23 protein-coding genes are annotated in these 23,386 nt (G+C 67.2%); 12 read left to right on the forward strand and 11 right to left on the reverse strand.

Features of this window, described 5'->3' with window-relative positions; all coding sequences use genetic code 11:
* Positions 1–7: 7 nt before the first annotated feature.
* From ACP150_RS18605 to ACP150_RS18615, 3 genes are all read right to left on the reverse strand, one after another.
* The gene (locus tag ACP150_RS18605) at positions 8–175 is read right to left on the reverse strand and encodes a YdcH family protein (protein WP_424968192.1); all 168 of its coding nucleotides are present in this window, start codon (positions 173–175) and stop codon (positions 8–10) included.
* Positions 176–269: 94 nt separating this feature from the next.
* A complete protein-coding gene (locus ACP150_RS18610; RefSeq protein ID WP_424968193.1) occupies positions 270–1,043 on the reverse strand; it encodes a tRNA1(Val) (adenine(37)-N6)-methyltransferase in 774 nt (257 codons plus the stop codon).
* Complete coding sequence (locus ACP150_RS18615) at positions 1,040–1,267, reverse strand: DUF2007 domain-containing protein (protein WP_424968194.1); 228 nt, start codon at positions 1,265–1,267, stop codon at positions 1,040–1,042. Before ACP150_RS18615 ends, ACP150_RS18610 begins: the two co-directional genes overlap by 4 nt.
* 55 nt (positions 1,268–1,322) lie before the next feature.
* Here ACP150_RS18615 and ACP150_RS18620 point away from each other — a divergent pair, with 55 nt between their 5' ends.
* Positions 1,323–2,327, forward strand: a complete 1,005-nt coding sequence (locus tag ACP150_RS18620) for a polyprenyl synthetase family protein (protein ID WP_424968195.1) — start codon at positions 1,323–1,325, stop codon at positions 2,325–2,327.
* A 4-nt stretch (positions 2,328–2,331) separates the two neighbouring features.
* Here the strand turns inward: ACP150_RS18620 and ACP150_RS18625 are convergent, their stop codons facing one another.
* The 3 genes from ACP150_RS18625 to ACP150_RS18635 all read right to left on the reverse strand — a co-directional run bounded on the left by ACP150_RS18625 (position 2,332) and on the right by ACP150_RS18635 (position 6,657).
* Positions 2,332–3,180 carry a 4-(cytidine 5'-diphospho)-2-C-methyl-D-erythritol kinase gene (locus ACP150_RS18625; RefSeq protein WP_424968196.1) on the reverse strand — a complete coding sequence of 283 codons (849 nt, stop codon included), beginning with the start codon at positions 3,178–3,180 and terminating at the stop codon, positions 2,332–2,334.
* On the reverse strand, positions 3,164–4,852 hold the full coding sequence (locus ACP150_RS18630) for a tetratricopeptide repeat protein (RefSeq protein ID WP_424968197.1): 1,689 nt from the start codon (positions 4,850–4,852) through the stop codon (positions 3,164–3,166). The genes ACP150_RS18625 and ACP150_RS18630 overlap by 17 nt, the downstream gene beginning before the upstream one ends.
* A gap of 155 nt (positions 4,853–5,007) precedes the next feature.
* The gene (locus ACP150_RS18635; protein WP_424968199.1) at positions 5,008–6,657 is read right to left on the reverse strand and encodes an electron transfer flavoprotein-ubiquinone oxidoreductase; all 1,650 of its coding nucleotides are present in this window, start codon (positions 6,655–6,657) and stop codon (positions 5,008–5,010) included.
* 213 nt (positions 6,658–6,870) lie between these two features.
* On the opposite strand from ACP150_RS18635, the gene greA reads away from it, so the two are divergent.
* The 6 genes from greA to ACP150_RS18665 all read left to right on the forward strand — a co-directional run bounded on the left by greA (position 6,871) and on the right by ACP150_RS18665 (position 14,626).
* Complete coding sequence (greA, locus tag ACP150_RS18640) at positions 6,871–7,341, forward strand: transcription elongation factor GreA (protein ID WP_424968200.1); 471 nt, start codon at positions 6,871–6,873, stop codon at positions 7,339–7,341.
* A 24-nt stretch (positions 7,342–7,365) separates the two neighbouring features.
* The gene (locus ACP150_RS18645; RefSeq protein WP_424968201.1) at positions 7,366–8,403 is read left to right on the forward strand and encodes a hypothetical protein; all 1,038 of its coding nucleotides are present in this window, start codon (positions 7,366–7,368) and stop codon (positions 8,401–8,403) included.
* Positions 8,404–8,629: 226 nt separating this feature from the next.
* A complete protein-coding gene (locus ACP150_RS18650; protein WP_424968202.1) occupies positions 8,630–9,349 on the forward strand; it encodes an AzlC family ABC transporter permease in 720 nt (239 codons plus the stop codon).
* Complete coding sequence (locus ACP150_RS18655; protein WP_424968203.1) at positions 9,346–9,678, forward strand: AzlD domain-containing protein; 333 nt, start codon at positions 9,346–9,348, stop codon at positions 9,676–9,678. Before ACP150_RS18650 ends, ACP150_RS18655 begins: the two co-directional genes overlap by 4 nt.
* Before the next feature lie 93 nt (positions 9,679–9,771).
* The gene (locus ACP150_RS18660) at positions 9,772–11,232 is read left to right on the forward strand and encodes an efflux RND transporter periplasmic adaptor subunit (protein WP_424968204.1); all 1,461 of its coding nucleotides are present in this window, start codon (positions 9,772–9,774) and stop codon (positions 11,230–11,232) included.
* 1 nt (position 11,233) lies between these two features.
* Positions 11,234–14,626, forward strand: a complete 3,393-nt coding sequence (locus ACP150_RS18665) for an efflux RND transporter permease subunit (RefSeq protein ID WP_424968205.1) — start codon at positions 11,234–11,236, stop codon at positions 14,624–14,626.
* Positions 14,627–14,667: 41 nt separating this feature from the next.
* Here ACP150_RS18665 and ACP150_RS18670 read toward each other — a convergent pair whose 3' ends face one another.
* Positions 14,668–15,492 (reverse strand): protein-disulfide reductase DsbD domain-containing protein, encoded by an 825-nt coding sequence (locus ACP150_RS18670; RefSeq protein WP_424968206.1) that lies wholly within the window; start codon positions 15,490–15,492, stop codon positions 14,668–14,670.
* Between the two features lie 157 nt (positions 15,493–15,649).
* Between ACP150_RS18670 and ACP150_RS18675 the strand changes: the two genes are divergently transcribed.
* The gene (locus ACP150_RS18675; RefSeq protein WP_424968207.1) at positions 15,650–16,228 is read left to right on the forward strand and encodes a YqgE/AlgH family protein; all 579 of its coding nucleotides are present in this window, start codon (positions 15,650–15,652) and stop codon (positions 16,226–16,228) included.
* Between the two features lie 46 nt (positions 16,229–16,274).
* Here the strand turns inward: ACP150_RS18675 and ACP150_RS18680 are convergent, their stop codons facing one another.
* Positions 16,275–16,838, reverse strand: coding sequence for a GNAT family N-acetyltransferase (locus ACP150_RS18680; protein WP_424968208.1), 564 nt, complete (start codon positions 16,836–16,838; stop codon positions 16,275–16,277).
* A 32-nt stretch (positions 16,839–16,870) separates the two neighbouring features.
* Positions 16,871–17,827: an L-threonylcarbamoyladenylate synthase gene (locus ACP150_RS18685; RefSeq protein ID WP_424968209.1), complete on the reverse strand. Its 957-nt coding sequence runs from the start codon at positions 17,825–17,827 to the stop codon at positions 16,871–16,873.
* 146 nt (positions 17,828–17,973) lie between these two features.
* Here ACP150_RS18685 and ACP150_RS18690 point away from each other — a divergent pair, with 146 nt between their 5' ends.
* From ACP150_RS18690 to ACP150_RS18705, 4 genes are read left to right on the forward strand one after another with little or no spacing between them, the layout of a single operon-like run.
* Positions 17,974–19,689 carry an acyl-CoA dehydrogenase gene (locus tag ACP150_RS18690; protein ID WP_424968210.1) on the forward strand — a complete coding sequence of 572 codons (1,716 nt, stop codon included), beginning with the start codon at positions 17,974–17,976 and terminating at the stop codon, positions 19,687–19,689.
* Between the two features lie 25 nt (positions 19,690–19,714).
* A complete protein-coding gene (locus ACP150_RS18695; RefSeq protein ID WP_424968212.1) occupies positions 19,715–20,800 on the forward strand; it encodes an MBL fold metallo-hydrolase in 1,086 nt (361 codons plus the stop codon).
* Positions 20,801–20,856: 56 nt separating this feature from the next.
* The gene (locus ACP150_RS18700; protein ID WP_424968213.1) at positions 20,857–20,994 is read left to right on the forward strand and encodes an aa3-type cytochrome c oxidase subunit IV; all 138 of its coding nucleotides are present in this window, start codon (positions 20,857–20,859) and stop codon (positions 20,992–20,994) included.
* Positions 20,995–21,011: 17 nt separating this feature from the next.
* The gene (locus ACP150_RS18705) at positions 21,012–21,608 is read left to right on the forward strand and encodes a hypothetical protein (protein ID WP_424968214.1); all 597 of its coding nucleotides are present in this window, start codon (positions 21,012–21,014) and stop codon (positions 21,606–21,608) included.
* Positions 21,609–22,153: 545 nt separating this feature from the next.
* On the opposite strand, the gene moaB is transcribed toward ACP150_RS18705, so the two are convergent.
* Positions 22,154–22,696, reverse strand: a complete 543-nt coding sequence (gene moaB, locus ACP150_RS18710) for a molybdenum cofactor biosynthesis protein B (RefSeq protein ID WP_424968215.1) — start codon at positions 22,694–22,696, stop codon at positions 22,154–22,156.
* Positions 22,693–23,386: uracil-DNA glycosylase (locus tag ACP150_RS18715; protein WP_424968217.1), on the reverse strand; the 694-nt coding region annotated here is incomplete at its 5' end. The genes moaB and ACP150_RS18715, both read right to left, overlap by 4 nt.

Here is a 23,386-nt window from a genome sequence, read left to right on the forward strand (position 1 = left end):
CGCTGCGTCAGGTGTCTTGCAGGCGCTCGATCTGCTCTTTCAGGTGCAGCTTCTGTTTCTTCAATGAAGCAATCGTCAAACTGTCCGTTCCTGCACTTCGTTGCGCGTCATCCACACGTGCAGAAAGGATTTGGTGTTTACGGCGGAGTTCCTCGATGTGCGAACTCACGGTCATGGGCGACCTCCTTGTAAATGTGGACAGTAGGGAAAGTGCAGCACAGAACCCGAGTCGTGTCACGAAAAACAACTGAGCGTTTTCGTCAAATTTCTTAACGATCCGCGTCCAGAAACCGCAGTTTTGCCCCGTTTCGCAGGATGTCCTGTGCGGTATTGGACGCGTCATCCCCGTCGCGCAGATGCGTTTCACCCTCATGCAGCACCAAGGGCGCGCAGAGAACAAATGGGGCGCGCCCATCCTTGAAGCCCTGTAAAACAAACCGCTTGGCCGGACGGCCCGCGCGCGCAACCAGGGGTTGTAAACGAAGCGACCCGAGATGGGGCGGCACCGCTGCCAGAAGCTCTGGCAGACGGTCGGTCCGCGCGATCACCGTCACCGAGCCCTTGGGCTTGGTGCGACGTACTGCCACACCCAGCCAGTCCCGCAAATCGCCCCGATCCCGCAAGGCGCGGTCCCGGCCGGGGTCGCTGGCGGCTGTTCCCGCCCCTTGGGCGAAATAGGGCGGATTGAGCATCACATGGTCAAAACTGCGCTGGCGCAGCACGTCCGGCAGGGCCAACAGGTCGGCCTCCCACACGGTCAGGGGAAGGGCATTCGCCTCTGCATTCTGCCGCGCCAGTGCTGCATAATCCGGTTGCAACTCGACCCCGTCGCAGACGGCGCCGGTCCGCGCGCTCAGGCACAAGGCCGCCGTGCCGACCCCGCAGCCGAGATCGAGGCAGCTCTCTCCGGCCCTGGCGGGAACGGACGCCGCCAGCAGGACCGGATCCGTGCCCGCGCGGTATCCCCGCCGGGGCTGGGCCAGCCGCAACCGCCCTCCCAGAAACCCGTCCAGGCTGATCTCTGACGCCGCCTCCGGGGTCACGCCGGGCGGTCTTCGGTCACCGGGATATCATTGTCTGTCATCACTGCCCGGGCCCGGAACATGTCCCGCTGATGCACCATCAGGCGCCGCGGCAAAACGCCAATGGATCCTTCGAGTACGCTCATGTGGACGTCCATCTGGAAGCAGTCTATACCCTCGCCTTGGAGCAGGGCGGACGCGTAAGCGATGATGGTCGGATCGTTGGTGCGCAGCAGCTCTCTCATGACGTTGAGATAAGACCAGTAGGGTTCGGTTGTCGAGCCGCATGACGGAGCCGTGATGAGCTTGGATACCGCCGCAGCCACCAAACCCCATGAACGTCTCGCCGCCTATCTCGCCGAAGATATGGAGGCCGTGAATGGCCTGATCCGGGATCGGATGGCCTCGGAACATGCCCCGCGCATCCCCGAGGTGACCGCCCATCTGGTCGAGGCCGGGGGCAAGCGATTGCGCCCGATGCTGACCCTCGCGACGGCGCGGCTCTGTGGCTATGACGGGCCGTACCACGTGCATCTGGCCTCGACGGTGGAATTCATCCATACGGCGACGCTGCTCCATGACGACGTGGTCGATGAAAGCAATCAGCGCCGCGGGCGGCCCACGGCGAACCTGCTTTGGGACAACAAATCGAGCGTTCTGGTCGGCGATTATCTCTTCGCCCGCTCGTTCCAGTTGATGGTCGAGACCGGCAGCCTGCGGGTGCTCGACATTCTGGCGAATGCCGCCGCGACAATCGCCGAGGGCGAGGTGCTGCAGCTGTCGGCGGCGCAGGATCTGGCCACGGATGAGGAAATCTATCTCAAGGTCGTGCGCGGCAAGACGGCCGCGCTCTTCTCGGCGGCGACCGAGGTTGGCGGGGTGATCGCGGGTGCGGATGAAGCCCAGATCCGCGCGCTCTTTACCTATGGCGACGCGCTGGGGATCGCCTTTCAGATCGTCGATGACCTGCTGGATTATGGCGGGGATGCCGCGCAGACCGGCAAGAATGTGGGCGATGACTTCCGCGAGCGGAAGCTGACCCTGCCGGTGATCAAGGCCGTTGCGCTGGCGGACGAGACCGAGCGCGCCTTCTGGCAGCGGGTCATCGAAAAGGGCGATCAGCGGGAGGGCGATCTCGAACATGCGCTCAGCCTGCTGGACAAGCACGGCGCCATGGAGGCCACCCGCGCCGATGCGCTCGCCTATGCGGCCCAGGCCAAGGCGGCATTGGACGCGGTCCAGCCCCATCCATTGACGGACATGCTGCGGGATCTGGCCGATTACGTGGTGGCGCGGCTGACCTGAGCGCCTAGCGCAAGGTAGTGGCCTGCACCCACCAGTCGGGGTGATCGGCGGCGATCATGGCGGCGGCGGCTGACGCCCCCGCCGCGGACCCGAACAGCCCGAAACAGGTCGCCCCGGACCCCGACATCCGCGCAAGCGCGCAGCCCTCTGCCGCGGCGAGCCGCGCCAGGACCTCGGTAATGATCGGGGCCTGTTCCCCTGCCGGGGCTTCCAGATCGTTGCGCTGGGTGTTGAGCCAGCCTGCGAAGCCCAACGGGTCCGCAAAGGCAGGCAAGATCGCGGGCATGGGCGGATTGTCCTTCCTTGTCAGCGCCTTGAACACGGCGGGCGTCGGCACATCCACCGCGGGATTGACCAGCACCGCAGGCAGGGCCGGCAGGTCGGGCAGGTCCGACAGCCTTTCACCGATCCCCGCCATGCGAGTCGCGCGCCCGCGCAGGCAGACCGGCACATCCGCCCCCAGCGCGGCCCCGTCATCGGGCACGCCACGCCCCGCCGCCTTGGCATAGAGGCGCAGCGCCGTGGCGGCATCCGACGAGCCGCCCCCGATCCCCGCTGCGGCGGGCAGATGCTTTTCAAGATGGGCCGCGCCTCGGGTCGCGCCGAGATGCGCCGCGGCCTTGAGGATCAGGTTGCTGGCATCCGTGGGCACCCCTGCCGCGCGCGGACCGGATACGGTCAGGCCCAGTGGCCCCTCAGGATCGAGCCAGAGCCGGTCGCCGCAATCGGCGAACACCACGAGGCTGTCGAGCAGGTGGTAACCATCCGCCCGCTGCCCTGTGACATGCAGGGTCAGGTTGACCTTGGCCGGTGCGAAGCCTTCGAGCCGCGCGCCGTCAGTCCCTGGCAACATGGGTGGGTTCGGCCCCTTCTTCGATCAGCACGGCGTCGAGACCAACCTCGAGCTTGCGGCGGATGCGCTCGGCCTCTTCGACCTCCGGGTCGAAGGACAGGGCCCGCTTCCACTGGAACTCCGCCTCGCGCTTGCGCCCGACGGCGTAATACACATCGCCCAGATGGTCGTTGATGATCGGATCCAGCGGCTCGAGCGCCACGGCCCGTTCCATATAGGGCACCGCCTCGTCGAAATCCCCCATGCGGTAGAGCACCCAGCCGAGGCTGTCGGTGATATACCCGTTATCGGGCCGCGCGGCGACGGCCTGCTCGATCATGTCGAGGGCCTCGTCCATGTTCTCGCCAAGCTCCACGAAGGAATATCCGAGATAGTTCAGCACCATGGGCTGCCCTGGGTTGAGCTCCAGCGCGAGGCGCAGATCGGCCTCGGCCGCGTCCCAGGCACCGATCCGTTCATTGGCGATGCCGCGCGCGTAATAGAGGACCCAATCCTGCTCGCCCTGCGCCTCGGAGATTTCGATGGCCATGTCATAGGCGGCGGCAGCTTCGGAGAAATTCTCCATCCGGCGATGGGCATCGGCCAGCGCGGAATGCACGCGCGCCACGCTGCCATGGGTCTCGACCAGCTGGGTCAGAACCTCGATCGCCGCATCGGGCTTCTCCGCCCGGCGCAGCACATTGGCTCGCCCGATCTCGGCGGTCAGGAAGGCGGGGCTGTTCCGGGGCACCTGATCATAGGCCTTGTTGGCCAGGTCATACTGCTCGAGGTTTTCCAGCAGGCTCGCCGTCAGCAGGATCGCATCGATATGATCCGGCGCGAGGGTCTGGGCCACCCGGGCATAGAGCAGGGTGAAGTTGTCCGACGCCTGTCCGTTCAAGGCAACCGCCACGGTGAAGAAGGCCTCGGCATAGCCGGCCTGGGGCGTGGGCACCACATCGAAGCTGAGCGTGCCCGCGTCGATCTGGTCCAGCAGCGCTGCACCACGCGGTGCGTCCCGCCCGATCCGCGCCTCGATCAGGCTGCGGGCCTCATCGGCCCGGTCGAGCTGGGCCAGCACCTGCGCGGTGGCGATGATTGCACGGCCCGAGAGCGAGGCGGCCACCGAGCCATCCTCGGTCAGCATCGCAAGCGCGCCCTCGAAATCGCCGACCTGCGCCAGCGCCATGCCCTTGTGGTAGATCCCGAAGGCCCGGGTGCGCGGATCCTCGATCATCTCGTTGAAAATCCCGAAGGCGGCATCCGCCTGCCCCTGTTCCAGCGCGCGCCATCCGGCGACCAGCTTGTCGCCCACGGGCCCCACGCCGGGCACCTCGGCCTCGGGATCCCCGTCGGGGCCGAGGATGTCCGCCGCCAGCACAAGCCCCGCGATCTGGTTCGTCGGGAAATCCTTGGCGAGCTTCAGGGCGATGGGATAGGCGCTCTTCTGGTCGCCCAGCGCGAGAAAGGCGATCGCGGCACTTTCCATCAGGGCCGGGTTCGCCCGGTCCCGCATCAGCGCGCGGGCGAAATAGCGGGCCGCTTCGGCGTAATTGCTGTTCAGGCTGGCGGCCCGTCCGGCGAGATAGGCCCCGGACACGCCATTGGGCGCGGCGGAAACGGGGGTGGTCATCGGTACGCTGAGCACGAGGGCAAGCGCCACGCTGGCCCGGAGGGCGGCCTGTCTGATCATCTCAAAAAACCTCTCAACTGGGGGGTGTCCGCTGGAGTATGCGGTACCGTAGCGAGGCCTTTGCCAAGTCGCAATGCAAAGGCACCCTGCACCGAAACCGGTACGGGGCGCTTCACGCAGATGTCAGGCGCGCGGGCGCGAGGGCGCCCGGATGCTCACATATTGGGATAGTTCGGGCCGTCGCCACCCTGGGGCGTGGTCCAGACAATGTTCTGGGCCGGGTCCTTGATATCGCAGGTCTTGCAGTGGACGCAGTTCTGGAAATTGATGACAAACCGCGTGGGCTTGTCGTCTTCCTTGACGAACTCATAGACCCCGGCCGGGCAGTAACGCGCCGAGGGGCCCGCGTAATCCGGCAGGTTCTGTCCCACAGGGATGCCCGCGTCGCGCAGGGTGAGGTGCGCGGGCTGGGATTCCTCGTGATTGGTAAAGGAATAGGCCACATTGGTCAGCCGGTCGAAGCTCAGCGTGCCATCGGGCTTGGGATAGTCGATCGGCTCGAACTTGGCGGCCTTGCCTGTGGCTTCGGCATCGGTCTTGCCGTGCTTGACCGTCCCGAACAGCGAGAAGCCCCAGGTGTTCGTCCACATGTCGATCCCGCCCATGGTCAGCGAGGCCATGAGCCCGTATTTCGACCAGAGCGGTTTGACATTGCGCACCTTCTTGAGGTCCTTGCCCACGGGCCCGTCACGCAGCTCGGCCTCGTAGCCGTCCAGCGTGTCGCCGGACCGGCCCGCGGCGATGGCCGCCTGTGCGGCCTCGGCAGCGGCCATGCCCGAGAGCATCGCATTGTGGTTGCCCTTGATCCGCGGCACGTTCACCAGCCCGACCGAACAGCCCAGCAGCGCACCGCCCGGGAAGACCGATTTCGGCATGGACTGATAGCCCCCTTCCGAGATCGCCCGCGCGCCGTAGGCCACGCGCTTGCCGCCCTTCAGAAGCTCCGCGACCATCGGATGATGCTTGAAGCGCTGGAATTCCATATAGGGGAAGAGATAGGGGTTCTCGTAGTTCAGGTGGACCACGAACCCCACATAGACCTGATTGTTATCAAGGTGATAGATGAAGGATCCGCCGCCTGCGTTCTTGCCCAGCGGCCATCCCATTGTGTGGGTGACCGAACCTTCGCGGTGCTTGGCGGGGTCGATCTCCCAGATCTCTTTCATGCCGAGGCCGTATTTCTGCGGCTCGCGCCCCATGGAAAGGTCGAACTTCTCGATCACCTGCTTGCTGAGGGAGCCGCGCACGCCCTCGCCCAGCATCACGTATTTGCCGTGCAGCTCCATGCCCGGCTCGTAGCCCGCGCCCTGGCTGCCATCGGGGTTCTTGCCGAACTCGCCCGCGACCACGCCTTTGACCTCGCCATTCTCGCCATAGATCAGCTCGGAACAGGCCATGCCCGGGAAGATTTCGACGCCCATCGCCTCGGCCTGCTCGGCCATCCAGCGGCAGACATTGCCCATGGAGACGATGTAATTCCCGTGGTTGTTCATCAGCGGCGGCATGGGTGCGTTCGGGATCCGGATCTGACCCGCCTCGCCCAGCATGTAGAACTTGTCCTCGCGCACCGGCACGGTGATCGGGGCTCCCTTTTCCTTCCAGTCCGGGATCAGCGCGTCGAGCCCCACCGGGTCCAGAACCGCCCCGGACAGAATATGCGCGCCCACTTCCGAGCCCTTTTCGAGCACGACCACCTCGAGATCCGCATCCAGCTGCTTCAGCCGGATCGCCGCCGAGAGGCCCGCGGGGCCCGCTCCGACGATTACGACATCGTATTCCATGGCTTCGCGCTGCACTTCGGTCATTGGCTCTCACACTGGCTGGCCTGCGGAGAATCCCGCGGCGTTGAAATAATGTTGCGGGACGAGATAGCCGTCCCTTAGGAAAGCGTCAATTGTGACGCTGCATCGCAACGAAACGGGACGCAACGTTTCCAGTTTGAAACCGGTCTTGCACCATGGCCGGGCTTGATTATGGTTCTGTCTTCACGTTGCGACTCGCATTCTCAGGAAAGACCCATGGAAAAAATCCCCATGACCCGCCGGGGTCATTCGGCTTTGGATGCCGAGCTCAAGCAGCTCAAGAGCATCGAACGTCCCGCTGTGATCCGCGCGATTGCCGAAGCGCGGGAACATGGCGATCTGTCGGAAAATGCCGAGTATCATGCCGCCCGCGAGAAACAGAGCTTCATCGAGGGCCGAGTCAAAGAGCTCGAGGCGCTGCTGTCGCTGGCGCAGGTCTTCGACCCCGCGACCCTGTCCGGGCCGATCAAGTTCGGCGCGACCGTGACCATCGTCGATGAAGAGACCGACGAGGAGAAGACCTATCAGATCGTCGGCGAGGCCGAGGCGGATATCGAGAAGGGTCTGTTGAACCTCAAATCCCCGATTGCCCGCGCACTGATCGGCAAGGAAGAAGGCGACAGCGTGGATGTCCGCACCCCCGGCGGTGTGAAATCCTACGAGGTCCTCGAGATCGCCTACAAGTAAGGCCGCAGCAGCACGGAGCCAGACATGGCGCAGCAGAGGACCGGTCCCGCAGGATCAGGCGGCGCGCCGCAGGGCCCCAAACCTGCGATCACCGCCATCGAGGTGATCGCCCTCGCGCTCAGCCTCGTCTGGCTGGCGGCGATCCTGTTGTTGTTCTTCGGGCTCGATCTGGGGGCCAGCATCGCCGCCACGGGGGCGGGCGGGCTTGGCGTCGTGATGATCCTTCTGGCGGTGTTTCTGCCCATTGCGCTGATCTGGGTGGCGGCCTCCGTGGCGCGCACCGCGCGGATCATGCGCGAGGAGGCCGAACGGCTGCAAGAGGCGCTGACTGCCATGCGCGAGACCGCCCTACGCCAGTCGGTCAGCGGGGGGGCCGTGCCGCCGACCGTGGCGCGCAAGATCGACGAGATCGTCGAGACCACCCGGCATACGGACAGCACGCTGGTGACCTTTGCCAGCGCGCGTTCGGGCGGCGGGGCACCGCCCCCGTCCGAGACCAAGGCGGCGCTGGCCGAGCCGGCGGTACCGCGCACGCGCCCGGATCCGCAGCCCTCGCTGGGCCTGGATGCGCCGCCCGAGGACATGCGCGAGCCGATCTCCGTGTCGGAATTCATCCGCGCCGCGAATTTCCCCGAGACCGCCGAAGACAAGGAGGGCTTCCGCGCCCTGCGCCGGGCACTCGAGGATCGCAATGCGGGCAAGTTGATCCGCTCGGCACAGGATGTGCTGACACTTCTGTCCGAGGACGGGATATATATGGATGACCTGATGCCGGACCGCGCCAAGCCCGAGGCCTGGCGACGGTTTGCCGATGGCGAGCGCGGGCGCTCCGTCGCGGCTCTGGGCGGGATCCGGGACCGCTCCTGCCTCGCGCTGAGCTCGGCGCGGATGAAATCCGACCCGATCTTCCGCGATACGGTGCATCACTTCCTGCGCCATTTCGACCGGACATTCTCGGCCTTTGCGGCCCATGCCACGGATGAAGAAATCATCAAGCTCGCCGATACCCGCTCGGCCCGGGCCTTCATGCTGCTGGGGCGCGTGACGAAGACCTTCGAATAGGCTGCCATGGCCCCGACCGGGACGGTCGGGGCGGACGCGCACCGTCCGTCCGACAACGCCCGGCCCCCCTGTCGGATTTGGGGCGCGCGGTTCACCGGCCCCGCGCGTCCGCGGGTCCTGGCAGGGACCCGCCACCGGGCACCCCTGCCCGCCTCGATCACACCTTGTTACCCGTGATTGCACCTGCCCCCGGCTTGATCTAGCCAGCGGGCAAAGGACCTTCTCCATGACCTCAGACAGACCCGACCGCCCCTATCTCGATGGCCTCCTCGGCGGCCTGCCGTTCCTGCTGGTCGTCATTCCCTTCGGTCTGCTCTTTGGCGTGGTCGGCACCGAAGCCGGGCTCAATATCGCAGAGGTGATGGGGTTTTCCCTGCTCGTGATCGCCGGGGCCGCGCAGTTCACGGCCGTGCAGTTGATGACCGAGAATGCGCCGGTGCTCGTGATCCTCGCCTCCGCGCTCGCGGTGAACCTGCGCATGGCGATGTATTCGGCTTCCATCGCGCCCTATCTCGGGCCCCTGCCGCTGTGGCAGCGGGCGCTCTGCGCGTATTTCCTGGTCGATCAGACCTACGCGGTGTCCATCGCGCGGTTTCAGGCCCGCCCGGAGATGAGCCTGCGCGCCCGGTTCGCCTTCCATCTGGGCACCGCGACGCCGATCTGCCTGCTGTGGTATCCCTCGACCTATCTCGGTGCCGTGCTGGGCACCCGGATCCCCCCGGATTACGCGCTCGATTTCGCGCTGCCGATCACCTTTCTCGCCCTGATCGCCCCGGCCCTGACCAGCCTGGCCCATGTGGCAGCGGCCCTGACGGCGACGGTCCTCTCGCTGCTTTTTGTCGGCATCCCCTTCAGCCTCGGCATCATCCTCGCGGCCCTCTGCGCCCTGCTGGTCGGGGCTCAAGTCGAGCTCTGGCAGACCCGCCGCCGGGAGGGCCAGCCATGACCGAGATGTCGGCCATAACCCTCTGGGCGCTGATCGTGGCCCTCGGCATCGGGACCTTCCTGATCCGCTATTCCTTCATGGGGCTGCTTGGCGGGCGCGAGCTGCCCGAATGGGTCCTGCGGCACCTGCGTTACACTTCGGTGGCGGTTTTTCCGGCCCTGATCGCGCCGCTAGTGCTCTGGCCCGCGGCCACGGGCGGCACGCCGGAGCCCGCGCGTCTCTCGGCGGCTGCCGTGACCCTCGTGGTCGGCATCCTGACCAAGAATGTCGTGCTCTCGGTCGCCCTGGGCGGGGTGACCCTCTATGCGGTGATGGCGCTTCTCGGCTAACGGTTTCGAGATTTTCGCTTTTTTCTGCGACGGAAGCCATTATCTCATCCGTATACCCTTACAGGACCGCCCAAAGCCCGGAGATCCTTCGCCATGCGCTTCCTGACCCGCAGCCTCGTCGGGCTCGTGCTCCTCTCACTCACGGTGGGGTTTCTGGGCTTGGGCGGTCTGATCCTGTCCGACGCCATCACCGCCCGGAACGCCGAAGACGGCCCCTCGCGCCCGGCGCGTGAACGGGTCTATGCGGCGGGCGTCGTGACGCTGGAGCCGGACACACTGACCCCGAGCCTCTCGGTCTATGGCGAAATCCGCAGCCGCCGCACCCTCGAGGTGCGCGCGCCCAGTGCCGGGACGGTGCTCGCCCTGCACCCGGCTTTCGAGGAAGGCGGTCGGGTCGCCGCGGGCGACGTGCTGGTCCAGATCGACCCGGCAGATGCGGAAACCGCCCTGCAGAAGGTGCAAACAGATCTCGACGAGGCCCGCGCGGATCTGCGCGACGCGCTCCGCACGCTGGAGCTGGCGGTGGATGATGTCACCGCCGCCGAGGCGCAGCTTGCCTTGCGCCGACAGGCCCTGGAACGGCAGCGCAACCTGCAGGACCGCGGTGTCGGCACCGAGGCCACGGTCGAGATTGCCGCGCTGGCCGAGGCGGCTGCGGTGCAGGCGCTGCTCTCGCGGCGTCAGGCCCTTGCGGCCTCCGAAGCGCGGATCGACCTGGCCGAGACCCGCGTCGACCGGCGCGAGATCGAGGTCGCCGAGGCGGCCCGGGATCTTGCGGACACCACCCTGACGGCCAGTTTTGACGGCACGCTCACCGCGACCACCGCCGTGATCGGCGGGCTGGTGAACGCCAATGAACAGATTGCCCAGCTTGTGGACCCCACCGCCCTCGAGGTCGCCTTTCGCACCTCTGCCGCGCAATACCTGCGCCTGCTCGGACCCGATGGCCGCCTGCGCCAGACGGATGTGTCCGTCACGCTCGATGTGCTGGGCGAAGCGATCACCGCCGAGGGGCGTCTGACACGCGCCGGAGCGCTGGTTGGCGAGGGGCAGACCGGGCGGCTGCTCTTTGCGCAGCTCTCGAATGCCCCGGCCTTTCGTCCCGGGGATTTCGTGACTGTCACCGCGCCCGAGCCGGAGCTGTCCGGCGTCGTCCTCCTGCCCTCCAGCGCGGTCTCGCCCGAGGGCGGTGTGCTGCTTCTGGGGGCGGAGGACCGGCTTGAGACCGGGCGGGTCGAGATTGTCCGCCGTCAGGGGGATGATCTGATCGTCCGGGTCGGCGGCCATGCCGGGCGCGAGGTCGTGACCGATCGCAGCCCGGTTCTGGGTGCGGGGATCAAGATCCGCCCCGTCCGCGCCGAGGCCGAGATCACCACTGCCGCTGCGCCGGACATGTTGGAGCTGGACCCGGAGCGCCGCGCGCGCCTCATCGCCTTTGTCGAAGACAACACTCGGATGCCCGCCGCCGCCAAGGCCCGGGTTCTCGGGCAGCTGACCGAGGATCGGGTGCCCGCCGCCGTGGTCGCCCGGATCGAAAGCCGGATGGGCGGCTGACATGGGCGCGATTGGCGGATTGCTGTCTTACTTCACCCGCCATCGCACGGCGGCGAACCTGCTGCTGGTGATGCTTCTGGCCGTGGGCCTTTTCGTGGTGCCCAAGATGCGCACCCAGTTCTTCCCGGATGTGGTGGTCGATGACGTGACCGTCAGCGTGACCTGGGACGGGGCCGGGGCCGAGGATGTGGACCGCGCCATCGTCGCGCTGATCGAGCCGGTCTTGCAGGCGGTCGAAGGCGTCACCGAAAGCTCCAGCACCGCGCGCGAGGGCCGCGCCACCCTGTCGGTGGAATTCGAGCCGGGCTGGGATATGAGCCGCGCCACCGATGACGTGCGCGTCGCGGTGGACAGCGTCACCGACCTGCCCGACGACGCCGAAGAGCCCACGATCCGGCGCAGCAACTGGCGCGACCGGATCACCGATGTGGTGGTCCATGGCCCTGTGGGCGTGGACCAGCTCGCGCGGTTCTCGGACGAGTTCGTCGCCCGGCTCTTCGAGGCTGGCGTCACCCGGGCCACGATCCGGGGGATCGCTGCACCAGAAACCCTGGTCGAGGTCTCGACCCTGGACCTGATCCGCTATGACCTGACGCTCAGCGAGATTGCCGAGGCCATCGGCGGCGCCGCCGACAGCGCGCCCTCGGGCGATGTGGCCGGGGGGACCGCGCGGGTGCGCACGGGCACCGAAACCCGCAGCGCGGACCAGATCTCGGCCCTTGCCCTGCGGACCAACGAAGATGGCAGCCTGCTGACCATCGGCGATGTCGCGACGATCTTTGTCGGCGGCGTGGACCGCGAGCGGGCCTATTTCGTCGGTGAAAACCCGGCCATTTCCGTGCGCGTGGACCGCAGCAACCGCGGCGATGCCATCGCGATCCAGGCCCAGGTGGCCGAGGTCGCCGCCGCCTTTGAACGGGACCTGCCCGAACGGGTTCAGATCGAGCTGATCCGCACCCGGGCCGAGGCGATCTCGAGCCGCCTGAACATCCTTCTGGACAATGGCCTTGTGGGGCTCGGGCTGGTGGTGGCGCTGCTCTTTCTGTTCCTCAATGCCCGCACGGCCTTCTGGGTCGCCGCCGGGATCCCCGTGGCGATGCTGGCGGCGGTGTCGCTGATGTATCTCGGCGGGCTGACGCTCAATATGGTGTCGCTCTTTGCGCTGATCATCACCCTCGGGATCGTGGTGGATGACGCCATCGTCGTGGGCGAACATGCCGATTACCGCGCCCGCCATCTGGGCGAGGATGCCGCCACCGCCGCCGAGAATGCCGCGATCCGCATGGCGCCACCGGTTTTCTCGGCCACCATCACCACGGTCATCGCGTTCTTCGGCCTGACGGCGATTGACGGGCGCTTCGGCGATCTGATCGTGGCGATCCCCTTCACCGTCATCGCCGTGCTGATCGCCAGCCTTGTTGAATGCTTTCTGATCCTGCCCAACCACATGGCCCATGCCCTCGCGCATTCCGCGAAGGAGCATTGGTATGACTGGCCCTCACGACAGGTGAACCGGGGCCTCAACTGGGTCAAGCGGGTGATCTTCCGCCGCCTGATCCGCTGGGTCATTCTCGCGCGCTACCCGGTTTTTGCGGGGGCGGTGTTGCTCCTGCTGTCCCAGGCGGCGCTCTTCGTGCGCGGAGACGTGACATGGCGGTTCTTCAACGCCCCCGAGCGCGGCTCGATCACCGGCAATTTCGCCATGCTGCCCGGGGCGACGCGCGAAGACACGTTCGAAGTCATGGGCGTGATCCAGACCGCCACCGAAGAGCTCGGCGCGCGCTATGAGGCCGAGTACGGGGTGAACCCGCTGGCCTTTGTTCTCGCCGAGGTCGGCGGCACCACCGGGCGCGGGTTAGCCGGGGCCGACACCAAGGACGCGGATCAGCTGGGCTCGATCGCGATTGACCTGATCGATGCGGATCTGCGGCCCTATTCTTCCTTTGCCTTCCTCGCCGAGCTGCAGGACGCCGTGCCGCGCCATCCCAAGCTTGAGACGCTCAGCTTCCGCGGCTGGCGCTCGGGGCCGGGGGGCGATGCGCTCTCGGTCGAATTCTACGGCGCCGACACTCAGGTCCTCAAGGAAGCCGCCGAGGCGCTAAAGACCGCGCTGGCGGTCTACCCGGAGGTGTCCGCCCTCGAAGACAGTCTTGCCTATGACAAGGAAGAGCTTGTGCTCGAGCTGACGCCCATCGGCAGCCAGCTCGGGTTTGACATCGACGCGCTCGGGCGCGAGCTGCGCAATCGGCTGAACGGGATCGAGGCCGCAACCTATCCGTCGGGCACCCGCACGGGCGCGATCCGGGTCGAGTTGCCCGCGCGCGAGCTGGGGGCGGATTTCCTCGACCGGATGCAGCTGCGCACGCCCAGCGGGGCCTATGTGCCGCTTGCGGATATCGTGTCGGTCCGCAGTCAGGACGGGTTCTCTCGGATCCAGCGCGAGAACGGGCTGCGCGTGGTGACGGTGTCGGGCGATATCTCGGGCGACAATGCCGTGCGCGCCGCCGAGATCAACGCCGCGCTCACCGATGAGCATCTGCCCCGAATCCAGGAAGTCTATGGCGTGAATTACGTCCAGTCCGGCCTCGCCGAGCAGGAGCGCGATTTTCTCACGGATGCGACGCTGGGCTTCCTGCTCTGCCTGATCGGGATCTATCTCTGCCTCGCGTGGATCTTCTCGAGCTGGACGCGCCCGGCGGTGGTGATGATGGTCATCCCCTTCGGGTTCATCGGCGCGATCTGGGGGCACTACATCTGGGATGTGCCGCTGTCGATGTTCTCGGTGGTCGGGCTGATCGGCATGGCCGGGATCATCATCAATGACAGTATCGTCCTCGTCACGACCATCGACGAATATGGCAAGGAACGCGGGCTGATCCCCGCGATCATCGACGGGGCCACGGACCGGTTGCGCCCGGTTTTGCTGACGACACTGACCACGGTGCTCGGGCTGACGCCGCTGCTTTATGAGGGGTCGCAACAGGCGCAATTCCTCAAGCCCACGGTGATCACGCTGGTCTACGGGCTGGGCTTCGGGATGCTGCTGGTGCTCGTGCTGGTCCCGGCGGTGATGGCCATGCAGCAGGATATCGGACGCCAGATCACCGCGCTCCATCGGGCCGTGCGGGCGCCGCGCCGGACAGGCAGCGCCGGGCCCGCCACGCTTGTGGCGGCGGGGCTGGGCGCGCTCTGGCTCGCGGCGACCTTCGGGGTAAGCTTCGTGACCGGCGCCCTGCCACCGGCGCTTGCCGAGCAGATGCCGGCGGGCCTCTCAACGCACATGGCGACCTTTGTGCTCTTCATCGCGGGGATCGCGGTGATCGCGTTGGTCAGTTGGGCGGTCGCCGCGCTGGCCCACGGGCTGCGCGCGGCCCGCACACCGCCCAACGCCTGACCCGGCTGGACCGGCTCACGCGGCGCGGCGGGCTTTCGGGGTCAGGAGCGGCATCCCTGCACGTCATAGGCCGCCCCGGCAGAGATCAGCGTCAGGCGCAGATCCTCGCGGGCGATCTGGATCGGGCCGTCATGGCCGGAGCGGATCTCGGCTTCGGCAACGACCCGGCCGCCCTCGCGCGCGGTCGTGGCATGGGACACCCAGAGCATGGGATCCGGCAGTTCGAGCACGGCCACCTCGCCGTTTTGCTGCGGGGCATCCACAACGGCCCGCACACGCAGGCCTTCCTCCGTAGGCTCGAAGGCGCAGGTCATAGGGGTGTTGAGCCGGGTCGGTTCCGCCTCCAGCGCGGCAGCGATCAGCGCACTGCTCTGCCCCGGTGCGGTCAGCACCGCATCAAGCTGCACCTCTGCGGGCATGCAGATCTCTTCGCAGACCCCGATGAAGAGCGACCCGTTGAGCGCGATGGGCGCATCGGCGGTTTCCGCCGAAAGCCGGAGGGGGAAGACCACCTCGGTCTTGTAGCCCACCGAGCGCAAGCCGTCCTCGTCAAACACCGTGGGCCGCGGCATATGCGGGGCGAACCCCACAAGGTTGCCGGACCCCGTCAGGTCGAATTGGGGCGGAATGCCCCCGTCGCCCGGTGTGCGCCAATAGGTTTTCCAACCCGGGGCGAGCTGGATCCGGACCCCGGCATAATGGGTCCCGTCCGCCTCGCGCCAGCCGGGCAGCACATCAACCTTCACCACATCCGGGTTGCCAAAGCTCTGGCCCAAGGCCGGCAGGGCCATGGCAACAGGTGCGACCGGGGCCGCCAGAAGGACGCAAAGCCGGGCCGCGGCGCGGAAGGAAAGCTGCTGTATCATGGGGCGCGATCCTAGCCATGGGGCCTGCGAACGGAAATCACGTTTCGGCGATGCTCCGTGAGACCAAGGCGCACAGGCTGCGTGAGACCAAGGCGCACAGGCTGCGTGAGACAAAGCGCCTATTGTAACGGGCTGAGAGGCCCCCCATTTTCGGCCCATGGACGAGCGGAACACCACTGACAGCCTGAGCGGAAAGCTTCTGATCGCGATGCCCGGAATGGGGGATCCGCGGTTCGAGCACAGCGTTGTCTTCATCTGCGCCCATTCCGATGATGGCGCGATGGGGCTGATCGTGAACAAGCCGACGCCGGAGCTGAAATTCTCGGACCTGCTGGCGCAGCTCAAGATCGCCCCGCCCCCGGCGGAGGCCACGGCGGTGGCGGTTCATTACGGTGGCCCGGTCGAGGGTGGGCGGGGTTTTGTGCTGCATTCCTCGGACTACTCGGGCAACGAGTCGACCCTTCAGGTGGATGGCGCCTTCGGCATGACTGCGACGCTGGATGTGTTAGAAGATCTTTCCCGGGGAACCGGGCCCGATCGCTGTTTCCTCGCTCTGGGCTATGCGGGCTGGGGTCCGGGGCAGCTGGAGGACGAGCTGCAGCGCAATGGCTGGCTGACCTGCGACGCAGAGCCCGAGATCGTGTTTTCACCGGATCCCGATCGCAAATGGCAGATGGCTCTGGCGAGCCTCGGGATCGATCCGATGATGCTCTCGGCGACCGGCGGGCGGGCCTGACCGGCTAGGGCGGTCGCCCGGGTCGGGCTGGGTGTGGAGGCTTCGTTCAAGGGCCCCAATAGACCGGATTGCGCCAGACCTTCGGCACATCGAGCGGGCCCGCCGCAAGGCCCTGCCTGTTTCCGAGCCGCAGGGATTGCCAGGCGGGTGCCCAGTCTTCGGGCAAGCTGTATGGGGCGCTGACCCGGTCGGATTGGGCAAAGCCGAACCGTCCGTAATAGGCGGGATCGCCCAGGACCAGCACCTCGGCCACGCCCTCGGCATCGAGCCGAGCGTGCCCGGCCGCGACGAGCGCCGAGCCGATGCCTTGCCCGTGGCGCTCCGGCGTTGCCAGCAGCGGCCCGAGCAGGGCGCCGCGGCGTCCATCGCCCTGCGGTATGCAACGGGTGAAGACCACATGGCCCAGCACCGCCGCCCCCTCGACCGCCATGAGGGACAGGATCTCTGCCCCGGCGGCATCGAGCAGATCCGCCGCAAGGGCGGTCAAGTCCTCCTCCGGGAAGGCCTTGGGGTACAGGGCCAGAATGGCGGCCCTGTCCTCGGGGGTTGTATCGCGGATTTCCATGCGCCTCGTCTCGCTGTCTTGCACCCGGCTTTCGCAGTCGATCACGGGGCGGCAGGGCGGTCAATTGCCCCGATCGGTCAATCCCGGGGCGCTGCAGCCCGGCGCAGGCGATCATTGATGGCGCGCCCCAACCCGGTCTCGGGGATCGGTGCCACCGCGATCCGCCGCCCCGCAGCCAAGGCATCCATGGCGCGCAGGGCGTGAAAGAGGCCCGCGGCGGCCTCATCCAGATCCCCGGTCTCGGAGAGGGACAGGAGCGCGCCTGCGCTATCGGGCCCGAAGCCGAGCCAGACCTCGCCCGGCTCCGCCGCACGGGCATTGAGCCGCACCGCAGCCTCGGGTGCGTAATGGGATGCAAGCTGACCCGGGGCCGTGGGCTGCGGCCCGGCAGGCCCGCCAAGTGGCACCGCCTGCCCCAGCGCCTCCTCCAGCGCCTCGGACGTCACGCCGCCGGGACGGAGCAGGCGCGGCCCCTCGCCCAGTACCGAGAGAATGGTTGATTCAACCCCCACCGGGCAGGCCCCGCCATCGACCACCGCATCGATCCGCCCGTCGAGCCCCTGCAGCACGTGATCGGCCCGGGTCGGGCTGACCTGGCCCGAGGGGTTGGCCGACGGCGCGGCCACAGGCCCGCCAAACACCTGCAGCAGCCTGCGCGCAACGGGATGGGCGGGCACGCGCACCGCGAGCGTCTCAAGCCCCGCCGTCACCAGCGGCGAGATGCCCGCCCCCGCCCGCAAGGGCAGCACAAGGGTCAGCGCCCCGGGCCAGAAGGCCCGCGCCGCCTGCTCGGCCAGCGCGGGGAGCTCGACCAGATCCCGCACCGCCTGCAGGTCCGGGACATGGACGATCAGCGGGTTGAAGCTGGGGCGGCCCTTGGCGGCATAGATCCCGGCCACCGCCGCCTCTTGGCGCGCATCGGCGCCGAGCCCGTAGACGGTCTCGGTCGGAAAGGCCACGCGCCCGCCCGCGCGCAGGATCTCGGCCGCGGCCGCAAGGCCCGTATCACTGGGATCAAGACGTCTGGTCTGCACCGCGCGGCCCCTTTCGTGACGCTGCGTTTCATTTGAGGGGGCCGCGCCCCCTGCCTAAGGTCACCCTCAGCGATCAGCCCATAAACCGACACCGCGCCCCTGCCAAGACCGGCGGGCCTGCGACCGGTCGGCCCAAAGGAGGCTCCATGCCCTATACCGCCCCTCTCAGCGACTTCCGCTTCCTGCTCGAGCATGTGGTTGGCTTTCCCGCGCTGCAGGCCACGGCACGCTTTGCCGAGACGACACCGGACCTGACCGAGGCGATCCTGAGCGAGGCGGGCAAGCTCTGCGAGACCGAGATCGCGCCCCTGCAACGGGCCGGGGATCTGCATCCGGCGCGGTTGGAGAACGGTATCGTGCGGACCTCGCCGGGCTTTGCCGAGGGCTATGGCGCGATTGCCGAGGGCGGCTGGGTTGGCATGTCCGCCGATCCGGAGTTTGGCGGGATGGGCCTGCCCATGGCGCTGACCACCTGCATGAACGAGATGCTGTCGAGCGCCTGCCTTTCGCTGCAGCTTGCGCCGCTGATGACCCAAGGCCAGATCGAAGCGCTGGAGGCCCATGCCTCGGACGAGATCAAGGCGCTCTACCTGCCCAGGCTCGTCTCGGGCGAATGGTCCGGAACGATGAACCTGACCGAGCCCCAGGCCGGGTCGGATGTGGGCGCGCTCAGCACCAAGGCGGTGCCAAATGGCGACGGCACCTACGCGATCACCGGCCAGAAGATCTATATCAGCTGGGGCGATAACGATTTCACCGAAAACGTTTGCCACCTCGTGCTGGCGCGGCTGCCCGATGGCGGTCCGGGCACCAAGGGGATCAGCCTGTTTCTGGTGCCCAAGCGCCTGCCGGATGCGGACGGGGCGGCGGGCATGGCCAACAGCCTCAAGGTCGTGAGCCTCGAGCACAAGATGGGCCTGCATGGCAGCCCCACCGCCGTCATGCAGTATGACGGCGCGACCGGTTGGCTCGTGGGGCCGGAGCATGGCGGGATGCGCGCGATGTTCACCATGATGAACAATGCCCGGCTGGGCGTCGGCGTGCAGGGGATCGGTGTTGCCGAGGCCGCCTATCAGCACGCGCTGCACTACGCGCTGGAGCGCAAGCAGGGCCGCACGCCGGTGGAGGGTGAGGCCACAATCCTCGCCCATGCGGATGTGCGCCGGATGCTCTTGACCATGCGGGCCGAGACCTTTGCCGCGCGGGCCATCGCACTCTCGACCGCGGTGGCCACGGATATGAGCGAGGCCACGGGCCATGGCCAATGGGCCGCACGTGCCGCTCTGCTGACTCCGATCTGCAAGGCCTATGGCACCGAAACCGGCATCCGCGTCTCGGATCTGGGCCTGCAGGTCCATGGCGGGATGGGCGTGATCGAGGAAACCGGGGCCGCGCAATTCCTGCGCGATGTCCGGGTCACCGCGATCTATGAGGGCACGAATGGCATTCAGGCCATGGATCTGGTGGGGCGCAAGCTCAGCGATGGCGGCGAGGCCATGGCCCGGCTGCTGGACGAGATCGAGGCGCTGGCCGAGACCGCCCGCGCAAGCTTGCCCGATCTGGCCGAGCCCGTGTGGCAGGCTTGCGAGACCCTGCGGGAGACGACCGAGGCGCTGGTGGCCGAGACCCGACTGAATGCGCGATTTGCGGGTGCGAGCCCGTTCCTGGCCGCCACGGCCCGGGTTCTGGGCGGGTATGCCCATCTCGCGGCAGCCTTGGCCGAGGGCGGATCCGGGCCGCGAACGGATCTGGCACGGTTCTTTGTTCTGCGCCTCTTGCCGGAGCATGCCGCCCTTGCCCGTCAGGCGCTTGCGGGGGATAAGGATCTCTACGCCCTGAGCGCCGAGGATCTCGTTGCCTGATGAAGATGCCCCAAGAGCAAGCCCTATGAACAAACCTCTGGGGCCCCTCCGAACCCCGTTTGACACGCCGCCCGCGCCGGGCACCGCCACCGAAGTGGCTCCGGGCATCCTGTGGATCCGGCTGCCTTTGCCCATGGTGCTCGACCATGTGAATGTCTTCGCGCTGGACGATGGCGATGGCTGGACCCTCGTGGATACGGGCATGTTCTCCCGCCGCTCCCGCGCGCTGTGGGAGGACATCCTTGCCGGGCCAATGGCCGGCAAACCCGTGCGCCGGGTGATCGTGACCCATCACCATCCCGATCATATCGGCTGCGCCGGCTGGTTTCAGAGCGCCCATGGCGCAGAGCTGCTGACCACGCGCACCGCCTGGCTGATGGCGCGGATGCTGACCTTCGACGAGCAGGCTCTGCCCGCGCCCGAAACGCTCGCCTTCTGGACCCGCGCCGGCATGGATCCCGAGATCCTCGCCCAGCGCGCCGCCGAGCGCCCCTTCAACTTCGCCGATATCGTGGCGCCGATGCCGCTGGGGTTCACCCGCCTGCAGGAGGGCGACCGGATCCATGCGGGCGGGCGCGACTGGGACATCCATATCGGCCATGGCCACGCGCCCGAACACGCCACGCTCTGGAGCACGGATGGCGCGCTTGTGCTGGGGGGCGATCAGCTCCTGTCGACGATCTCGCCCAATATCGGGGTCTACGCCACCGAGCCCGAGGCCGACCCGCTCAGCGAATGGCTCGAGAGCTGCACCCGCCTGCAGGCCTATGCGACCGAAGACCAGCTCGTGCTGCCGGGCCACAAGCTGCCCTTCACCGGGCTACCGATCCGCTTGCGGCAACTGATCGAGAACCATCACAACGCCCTGCCCCGGCTGCAGGCCTTTCTGGCCGAGACACCGCGCAGCGCACCGGACTGCTTTCCCCTGCTCTTCAAGCGGAAGATCACCGGCGATACCTACGGGCTCGCGCTGGTCGAGGCGGTTGCCCATCTCAACCACCTGCGCGCCACGGGGCAGGCCGACTTCACCCTGCGGGCGGATGGCGTGCGGCTGTGGCACGCTGTCGCGACAGAGGCCCCTGCGGCCCCCGCTCCGGCGCAGGCCCCGTGACAGCGGCTTTCGGATAGGCTAGGCGGGTCGGGATTAACGCGAACGGGAGAAACATCATGGCCGAAGAGCACAAGCACGGCAGCATGGACACGACCGAGCAGGAAAAGACCTTCAATGGCTTCATCGCCATCACGAAGTGGTCGACGATCATCATCATCGCCCTCCTGCTCTTCATCTACATGGTCAACGGCTAAGCCGGGATCGCCCAGCGATGCGCCTGACCCCATGGCTCTTGCTGGGGACAACCCTTGGACTGGCCGCCTGTGGCGGGCCGTCCGAATGGGCCTCTGACGCCGAGGTGAGCCAGTACCGCTATGCGGATGGCGGCACCACGTCGGTCACGCTCTACACGGTGATCCGCATTCGCTCGGGCGAGGGCGGGCACACGGCGCTCCTGATCGACGGGAGCGAGCGGGTCATCTGGGATCCGGCGGGCACCTGGTGGTATCCGCAATCGCCCGAACGCAATGATCTGCATTACGGGATCACCCCGTGGCTGGAAAACCACTACATCGACTACCACGCCCGCGAGGATTGGAGCGTTGTTGAACAGCGCATTGAGGTCGATCCCGCCACCGCCGATGCGATGATCGCGGCCTTTGCGGCGAACGGGGCGGTGGGCAAGGCCAATTGCGCACGGGTGACCTCCTCCATCCTGCAGGACTTCCCGGGATTCGAGAGCCTGAGCACCACATGGTTCCCCGTCACCATCATGGAAGAATTCGCCACCCTGCCCGGGGTCGAAACCAAAACCTATTTCGATGATAACGATGCGGATCGCACGAATCCGCTGCGGGTTGTGCAGTAGAGGGCCTGCCATCACGATCCCTGCGCCCCGTTGCCGGCCTGCGCGAAACCGCTCCAGCCTTTCTGCCACGTGGCGCGGGGGCACATGGTGTTGCCACATAACGATCCCGTCCCCGGCGCGAGACCCCCTCGATCTGCGTCCGGTCCAGACGCGGCCCGATGTTCGACCTTCACATCACCATCGTGACCCGGCCCAACGCACCGATCCATGTCGCCATCTCGAACGCAAATGCGCTGCCTGCCTGCCGTCTGAGTTTCGCCCGGAGGCTGGCCCATCGGTTCCGGCATCATGGAGTTCGGCGACACGAAAGCCACCAGAACCGATCCTGCCGACCGTAACCGGGGTGTGGTTCTGCGCAATGTGCTGATCAGCGAATCCAGCCCGTGGACGACCCACCCGCCTAGCGGATGACTGCAAGCTGATGGCCCTCGCCCAACTGCCCAGCGGGCACCCGAGTGCCGTGGATGGGCACAACCACCCGCTCTATGGCGCAATCTGGGACGACGGAACCCTCCGGAGGCCTGACTGTGCCCCGGGCCCTGCGCTCACTTGCGGCGCAGGTGCTCGTCCAGCCGGGGCAGGATCTCGACGAAGTTGCAGGGCCGGTGACGATAGTCGAACTGCCATTGCAAGATCTCGTCCCAGGCATCCTTGCAGGCGCCGGTGCTGCCGGGCAGAGCAAAGAGGTAGGTTCCATTGGCCACGCCCCCGCAGGCGCGGGACTGCACCGCCGAGGTGCCGATCTTCTTCATCGAGACGATGGTGAAGACCGTGCCAAAGGCCTCGATCTCCTTTTCATAGACGTCCCGATGGGCCTCGACGGTGACATCCCGCCCGGTCAGGCCGGTGCCCCCGGTGCTGAGGATGACGTCGATCTCCGGGTCCGCGCACCAGCTGCGGAGCTGTGCGGCGATTTCGGTCCGCTCGTCGCGAAGGATGGTCCTTGCAGCGACCTTGTGGCCCGCGCCCTCAATCCGGTCCACGAGGGTCTGGCCCGAGCGGTCCTCGGCCAGCGCGCGCGTATCGGAGACCGCCAGCACCGCGATCTTCAGGGGCATGAAAGGTTTGCTCTCGTCGATGCGGCTCATGACATACCTCTGAGTTTGGCCTGCAGGCTGAGCAGATCCGCCCAGGCCGCGCGTTTCTGGGCCGGTTGGCGCAGCAGGAAGGCCGGGTGAAACATCGGCAGTACCGGGCGGTCCGTGGCCTCGGTCCACTGGCCGCGCAACCGGGTGATCCCCTTGCGACCCAGAACGGCCTGGCAGGAGATGTTGCCCATCAGCACGAGGATGTCCGGATCGGCCAGCGCCACATGGCGCTGCACGAAGGGCATCATCATGGCGATCTCGTCCGGACGCGGGTCGCGGTTCTGCGGCGGACGCCAGGGCAGGACATTGGTGATGTAGAGCGCCTTGGCCGGATCCGGGTTCGACCGGTCGAGCCCGATGGCCCCGAACATCCGGTCCAGCATTTGCCCGGCGCGGCCAACAAAGGGGCGGCCCTCACGGTCTTCGTCGCGACCCGGCGCCTCGCCGAGGATCATCACCCGCGCCCCGGGCTGGCCATCCGCAAAGACAAGGTTGCGCGCGCCCTTGCGCAGTTCGCAATGGGGATAGGCCGCGAGGGCCTCTCGTAGCGCGGTCAGAGTCTCTGACCGCGCGGACGCGCTCCGCGCATCCGACAGCGCCTGCTGTGCCGGATCGCCGACCGGGGGCGGGTCCGCGGCGGGGGGCGGGGCCCACCCCCCCCCCCGTGGCGCGGTGGGCGCCCGGGCCCGG

It is taken from the genome of Dinoroseobacter sp. S375 (assembly GCF_049800775.1).
Taxonomy (GTDB): Bacteria; Pseudomonadota; Alphaproteobacteria; order Rhodobacterales; family Rhodobacteraceae; genus Dinoroseobacter.

Bases quoted from the DNA above. Each gene is read 5' to 3' on its own strand.
- ACP150_RS18660 (WP_424968204.1), top strand. From the start codon at position 9,772: ATGCGCTTCCTGACCCGCAGCCTCGTCGGGCTCGTGCTCCTCTCACTC.
- ACP150_RS18700 (WP_424968213.1), top strand. From the start codon at position 20,857: ATGGCCGAAGAGCACAAGCACGGCAGCATGGACACGACCGAGCAGGAA.
- ACP150_RS18650 (WP_424968202.1), top strand. From the start codon at position 8,630: ATGACCTCAGACAGACCCGACCGCCCCTATCTCGATGGCCTCCTCGGC.
- ACP150_RS18655 (WP_424968203.1), top strand. From the start codon at position 9,346: ATGACCGAGATGTCGGCCATAACCCTCTGGGCGCTGATCGTGGCCCTC.
- ACP150_RS18645 (WP_424968201.1), top strand. From the start codon at position 7,366: ATGGCGCAGCAGAGGACCGGTCCCGCAGGATCAGGCGGCGCGCCGCAG.
- ACP150_RS18705 (WP_424968214.1), top strand. From the start codon at position 21,012: ATGCGCCTGACCCCATGGCTCTTGCTGGGGACAACCCTTGGACTGGCC.
- ACP150_RS18605 (WP_424968192.1), bottom strand. From the start codon at position 175: ATGACCGTGAGTTCGCACATCGAGGAACTCCGCCGTAAACACCAAATC.
- moaB (WP_424968215.1), bottom strand. From the start codon at position 22,696: ATGAGCCGCATCGACGAGAGCAAACCTTTCATGCCCCTGAAGATCGCG.
- greA (WP_424968200.1), top strand. From the start codon at position 6,871: ATGGAAAAAATCCCCATGACCCGCCGGGGTCATTCGGCTTTGGATGCC.
- ACP150_RS18620 (WP_424968195.1), top strand. From the start codon at position 1,323: ATGAGCTTGGATACCGCCGCAGCCACCAAACCCCATGAACGTCTCGCC.
- ACP150_RS18665 (WP_424968205.1), top strand. From the start codon at position 11,234: ATGGGCGCGATTGGCGGATTGCTGTCTTACTTCACCCGCCATCGCACG.
- ACP150_RS18615 (WP_424968194.1), bottom strand. From the start codon at position 1,267: ATGAGAGAGCTGCTGCGCACCAACGATCCGACCATCATCGCTTACGCG.
- ACP150_RS18630 (WP_424968197.1), bottom strand. From the start codon at position 4,852: ATGATCAGACAGGCCGCCCTCCGGGCCAGCGTGGCGCTTGCCCTCGTG.
- ACP150_RS18670 (WP_424968206.1), bottom strand. From the start codon at position 15,492: ATGATACAGCAGCTTTCCTTCCGCGCCGCGGCCCGGCTTTGCGTCCTT.
- ACP150_RS18625 (WP_424968196.1), bottom strand. From the start codon at position 3,180: ATGTTGCCAGGGACTGACGGCGCGCGGCTCGAAGGCTTCGCACCGGCC.
- ACP150_RS18690 (WP_424968210.1), top strand. From the start codon at position 17,974: ATGCCCTATACCGCCCCTCTCAGCGACTTCCGCTTCCTGCTCGAGCAT.
- ACP150_RS18635 (WP_424968199.1), bottom strand. From the start codon at position 6,657: ATGACCGAAGTGCAGCGCGAAGCCATGGAATACGATGTCGTAATCGTC.
- ACP150_RS18675 (WP_424968207.1), top strand. From the start codon at position 15,650: ATGGACGAGCGGAACACCACTGACAGCCTGAGCGGAAAGCTTCTGATC.
- ACP150_RS18695 (WP_424968212.1), top strand. From the start codon at position 19,715: ATGAACAAACCTCTGGGGCCCCTCCGAACCCCGTTTGACACGCCGCCC.